The organism is Candidatus Magnetaquicoccus inordinatus (assembly GCF_004217665.1).
GTDB classification, from domain to species: Bacteria; Pseudomonadota; Magnetococcia; order Magnetococcales; family Magnetaquicoccaceae; genus Magnetaquicoccus; species Magnetaquicoccus inordinatus.
Genome location: NZ_RXIU01000546.1, coordinates 1 through 3,720, shown reverse-complemented (window position 1 = coordinate 3,720; position 3,720 = coordinate 1). Strand labels below are relative to the sequence as shown.

Genomic DNA, 3,720 nt, shown 5'->3' with positions numbered 1-3,720 from the left:
AAGAGTAGCGGAAACCGTTGCCCAGGTCAAGTCTCAACCTGCAGCCTAAGCACAAACCGCTCTCTTTACAACTTTCCCTGCCCAAATACAACAGGAACCACTGTCTGAAAAGCTTTGCTCTCTGCATGCCGTGCCGAAGAGGTCACATCCAAACGGACATGCAGTTGACGCGGCTCCGGTTGCCACGGCATCACCAGCGAACCACTGGCGCTCCCCCCAGGAGCCTGTAACAATAACATCTGCGTCGCCACCTGGCGGGCATCCACAGTCCATTTGCTCGCTATCCGCTCAAAAACAATCGGCGAACTCATCAAACCACGCGCAAAACCCAGCCTCCGCAACACCTCACCCCAAATCTTCTCAGGATCGGCAATCATCGCCAAATGGCCTACCTTGATCCGCTCTGCCTCCAAGGAAAACAACTCTTGCCGCTCCCCAGATCCCTGCAACCTCTTATAACTAACCGGCAATAAAGCCATCCCCTTGGCCGCTCGCAATGGCAAATGGCGTAAATGCAATGGACCACTCTCCACCTGCCAGTTTTTGCGTTGATCCATCCATCCCGTTACCTGTTGCACTCCTCCCTCCGCAATCTCGGCACTGGCCAGTTGCAATCGGTATCCCTCCGCCGTCACCGTAATCAATAGATCACGCAAGGTTAAATCCTGAACATCCACCAAAGCAAAAAATTGCTCAAAAGAGCTCTTCACCCCCGGCAACAGGCGCATCAGCATGCCAATAATCTGCTTCGGTTCTCCTTGTGCCCGCTGCAGACGCAACTCTCCACTCAATGGACTAAGAGTGCGTAACACCAACTCCCCATCCATCTGCAGATCTGCTCGATCCACACGAATCTGCTGCACCAACAACTCCCGACCACCATTGACCTCGGTTTGCTGACGACGGCTTGCCCCCTCCTCCGCAGCCGCATGGCCTTGCGCAAGCGGAAGTGCTCCCAGAGCCAGCAGTAAAAAAAGACTAACGAACCAAAATGAGAAGATTTTCATTGCCACGCCGAATACCAATCAACAACTTGTTTTTGACCTTCTGCATAATTGCCTTGATTTCACGAAATGAGTTTACAGGTCGTTTCTGCAGAGAGATGATCCTATCCTCAGCACGTAATTTAATCTGCCATGCCGGACTATCCTCTTCCACAGAAAGCACACGCACCCCTTCATTTTTATCAGTGCCCTCTACAGCCTCCAACACTGCCCCCAGCAAACGTTCGTCCAACTGCTCTCCATCAACCCGTTGCCGTTCCGGTTCTGCGACCGTAACCGTGACTGAACGCTGCCGCCCATCACGCACAAACTCCAGTTGCACCTGTTCGCCGGTTCTGACCAAGCCAATGGCATTATGCAAATCACCGCGACTGCGAATAGCATGGCTGTTGACCCGCACAATCACATCGCCCCGACGCAAGCCCACCTTTTCCGCCGGAGAACCAGAGCTCACTTTGGCAACTACTGCCCCTTCCCGTACCGGTACCGCAAAGGCTTCTGCCAATTCGCTGGTCAAATCCTGCGCCTGAATGCCTAACCCACCACGCCGCACATCACCATACTGCAACAACTGCTCCATGATCTGTCGGGCCATATTAACCGGAATCGCAAAGCCGATCCCGACATTGCCACCGCCGCGGGCCAAAATTGCTGTATTGATGCCGATCAACTCACCACGCAAGTTGAGCAATGCCCCGCCAGAATTGCCTGGATTGATCGGAGCATCCGTCTGAATAAAATCTTCATAGCCCTTGATCCCTAAACCCTTTCTGCCCAGGGCACTGACAATACCTGAGGTGACCGTCTGTCCCAGACCAAAAGGGTTGCCGATTGCCACCACAAAATCACCCACCCGTAAACTGTCTGAATCCCCCAAAGGCAAATCCTGTAAATTTTTACTCTGCACTTGAATGACAGCAATATCGGTGGCCGGATCCACTCCGATCATCCGCGCCTGTACCGAACGTCCATCACGCAAAGTAACGGTAATTTGATCCGCTTTCCCAATCACATGCTGGTTGGTCAAAATGATTCCTTTACGTGCATCCACCACCACCCCTGAGCCAAGGCTTTTTTGTTCCCTCTCCTGACCACCCGGACGCTGTTGCTTGAAAAATTGGCCAAAAAAGGGATCCGACAATAAAGGATGTTCGGGAACCTGAGTACGGGTGCTGGTCGCGATATTGACCACCGCCGGGATGACCGGTTCAATAATATCGGCCAGAGTGGGTAAAGAGGTGCCCTGTACCGACTGCGGCAGAGTGGCACCCGCCCACAGCTCAAAAGATCCTGCGGTGACTCCCCATAAGCCAGTCATACCGATTATGATGGTGCGCAAAAGAGGATTCATCGGCCCATTCCCAAGCGGAGTAAAGAATAAAGGTCACGGAAAGCAAGATAAGAGCTCCTTATCCGAACCGCAATGGCGTAACCGAGCCCGTGCTACGAAAAAGCAGATAATCCGATAAAATGGTGGCATGATCGAAGGCCATCGGCAAAGGCAGTTCCGAAAGAGAGACAATGCGCACATTTTTGGCATCATCGGCAGCAACAGGCATCCCATGCGCCTGGGCAACATAGACTGCCGAGACGGTATGGGAACGGCTATCGCGTGTGGGATCAGAATAAAGACCCAACAAGGCTTGCAAAGAGACCTGCAAGGTGGTCTCTTCGGCGGCCTCACGCAAGGCGGCCTGTTCCACCCGCTCACCGACATCGACAAAACCACCAGGAATGGCCAGACCATAGGGTGGATATTTGCGCTCGATCAAGACAATCGGCCGATCCGGCAGATCCAGCAGTTCGATGATGATGTCTGTGACCAGATGCGGGGTTTGTATGGTAAACATGGTTTTTTAACTTTCTGCCAATGCCAAGGTTTGCGCCAGGGTATCCATGGGTAGATCGACAACCTCATACTGAAACAGTTCACAAAAGGCGGTCAACAACAGCTCTTCCAACGCTTCGCGGGTGAGCGAAATTCCCAAACAGGAGAGCGAGGTCACAGGCCGATCCGGCAATCCACAGGGCACAATTCCCTCATAAAAGCGCAGATCGGGATCTCGATTGAGGGAGATACCATGATAGGTAATCCCTTGTTTGATTCGTACACCTACCGCCGCAATTTTGGCATCTCCCACCCAGACACCAGGATACTGTTGCTCACGGACAGCCTGCAGACCCAGGCTGGCCAGACAACGGATCACCACCTCTTCCAGTTGAAAGAGATGTTTGCGCGCAGCCATTAAGGCATGGGGACGCAGATCCCGCAACAGATAGGCGACCAACTGTCCCGGTCCATGATAGGTGATCTTGCCGCCGCGATCGGTCATAAGCACTGGAATGGTTGAACAGACATTCTGATGCGGCAACAGATCGTGCAAACGACCAGAGCGACCAATGGTATAGACCGAAGGATGCTCCAAAAACAGCAGACGATCTGGTTGTTTATGTGGGCTGTTCAGCATGATCTCCACCTGCTGTTTTTGCCATCGCAAAGCCGCTGCATAATGGACCTGTTGACTGCGCAACCAGAGCAAAGGGTGAGCCATACGCAATTCTCTTAGCCAGGGGATGAAAGGGGCACGGGGCGCAACAAAGGCTCGCGCTCTGCAAAAACCGTCTCGATTATCACGCACAATAGGACAAAAAACAATGAAATTGCACTAAATAATCATGTTTTTGCTTCCTGAAAGCACAGAGGAACACAATCCCG

At 52.7% G+C, this 3,720-nt stretch carries 4 protein-coding genes; all 4 read right to left on the bottom strand.

Going from position 1 to position 3,720, the window contains the following annotated elements; translation table 11 throughout:
- Positions 1-65: 65 nt before the first annotated feature.
- Genes EJP87_RS17455 through lipB form a run of 4 tightly spaced genes read right to left on the bottom strand, consistent with a single transcriptional unit; the run spans position 66 to position 3,556 of the window.
- Positions 66-1,007 (bottom strand): hypothetical protein, encoded by a 942-nt coding sequence (locus EJP87_RS17455; RefSeq protein WP_130473083.1) that lies wholly within the window; start codon positions 1,005-1,007, stop codon positions 66-68.
- Positions 979-2,355 carry a Do family serine endopeptidase gene (locus tag EJP87_RS17450; protein WP_130473082.1) on the bottom strand — a complete coding sequence of 459 codons (1,377 nt, stop codon included), beginning with the start codon at positions 2,353-2,355 and terminating at the stop codon, positions 979-981. The genes EJP87_RS17455 and EJP87_RS17450 overlap by 29 nt, the downstream gene beginning before the upstream one ends.
- 58 nt (positions 2,356-2,413) lie before the next feature.
- The gene (locus EJP87_RS17445) at positions 2,414-2,854 is read right to left on the bottom strand and encodes an NUDIX domain-containing protein (protein ID WP_130473081.1); all 441 of its coding nucleotides are present in this window, start codon (positions 2,852-2,854) and stop codon (positions 2,414-2,416) included.
- 6 nt (positions 2,855-2,860) lie between these two features.
- Entirely contained in the window at positions 2,861-3,556 is a 696-nt protein-coding gene (gene lipB / locus EJP87_RS17440) for a lipoyl(octanoyl) transferase LipB (protein WP_130473080.1), read from the bottom strand.
- Positions 3,557-3,720 lie beyond the last annotated feature (164 nt).